This is a genomic window from Kitasatospora sp. NPDC059803 (genome assembly GCF_042732255.1).
Taxonomy (GTDB): domain Bacteria; phylum Actinomycetota; class Actinomycetes; order Streptomycetales; family Streptomycetaceae; genus Kitasatospora.
Map to the genome: position 1 here is coordinate 1 of NZ_JBHWIJ010000542.1, position 1,236 is coordinate 1,236.

Genomic DNA, 1,236 nt, shown 5'->3' on the forward strand with positions numbered 1-1,236 from the left:
CCCTTGGGCACCGGCCCGGTGTCGTGTCACCGCGCGGACGGCTACTCGCCCGGCTCGCCCGCGCGTCGGCGCTTCAGCCACAGCGCGGCGCCGCCGGCCGCGACCACCAGGCCGCCGCCGACCGCCAGCAGCCCTGCGTCCGCGCCCATCGAGTCACCGAGCAGCGGCCCGAACTGCGCCGCCGCGGGCTCCGGGGAGCCCCCCGGATCCGGCTCGGCCACCGCGTCCGCGTGCGCCACCGCGCCGCCCGAGAGCAGCACCCCGGCCGCCCCCAGCGCACCGGCCGTGCCGACCCGCCGTCCGAACTGCTTCAGTCGGACCACCCGGAGCCGCCGCAATCGGCGGACCGGACGAAAACCCCGCATCGAGAACTCCCCAGGACTCGTTCGCGTACCAGGCCGACGCTATCCGATCCCGCACAGGCTTCTCACACGGATTCAGGTTTGGACCGGCAAGCGTTGTACGACTGTTGCGTAACACCACTCCCCGACTTGATGGAGCGTCAGGAGTTGTAGGTGCCCTGCGCCCGCTCCAGCCCCTCGGACAGCAGCGCCTCCACCGCGTCCGCCGAGCGGTCCACGAACCACTCCAGTTCCTTGCGCTCGGCGCCGGAGAAGTCCTTCAGCACGAAGTCCGCGACCTCCATCCGGCCCGGCGGCCGACCGATCCCGCACCGCACCCGGTAGTAGTCCGGCCCCAGCGACTTGGTGATCGACTTCAGCCCGTTGTGGCCGTTGTCCCCGCCGCCCAGCTTGAGGCGCAGCGCCGCGTAGTCGATGTCCAGCTCGTCGTGGACGGCGACCAGCGCCGAGGCCGGCGCCTTGTAGAAGTCCCGCAGCGCCGTCACCGGGCCGCCGGAGAGGTTCATGAACGACATCGGCTTGGCCAGCACCACCCGGCGGCCGGACAGCCGACCTTCGGCCACCTGCGCCCGGCTCTTGTGCGCCTTGAACTTCGCGCCCATCCGCTGCGCCAGCAGGTCCACCACCATGAACCCGATGTTGTGCCGGTTCCGGGCGTACTGCTCGCCCGGGTTACCCAGCCCCACCACCAGCCAGGGGCCCTCGTACTCGTCCGCCATGCCCTCTCTCCTCCTGTGCGCGCTCTACGTCATCTTCCCGGACACACCGCTGCCCCGGCCCCGCCGAGGGGAGCGACCCGGGGCCCGGGTCCCGCGGGTGGGGCGAGGCGGAGGCCCGGGGGGCCGAGGCCACGGGCGGCGCCGGCACGGCCCGG

2 protein-coding genes are annotated in these 1,236 nt (G+C 73.1%); both read right to left on the reverse strand.

Annotated features, from left to right (window positions below):
* Nucleotides 1-41: 41 nt before the first annotated feature.
* On the reverse strand, nucleotides 42-323 hold the full coding sequence (locus tag ACFV6I_RS39300; protein WP_380346272.1) for a hypothetical protein: 282 nt from the start codon (nucleotides 321-323) through the stop codon (nucleotides 42-44).
* Nucleotides 324-502: 179 nt separating this feature from the next.
* Nucleotides 503-1,081, reverse strand: coding sequence for an aminoacyl-tRNA hydrolase (gene pth, locus ACFV6I_RS39305; RefSeq protein WP_063348046.1), 579 nt, complete (start codon nucleotides 1,079-1,081; stop codon nucleotides 503-505).
* Nucleotides 1,082-1,236 lie beyond the last annotated feature (155 nt).

Excerpts from the sequence above, each read along its gene's own strand:
- pth (WP_063348046.1), bottom strand. The coding sequence starts at position 1,081 with ATGGCGGACGAGTACGAGGGCCCCTGGCTGGTGGTGGGGCTGGGTAAC.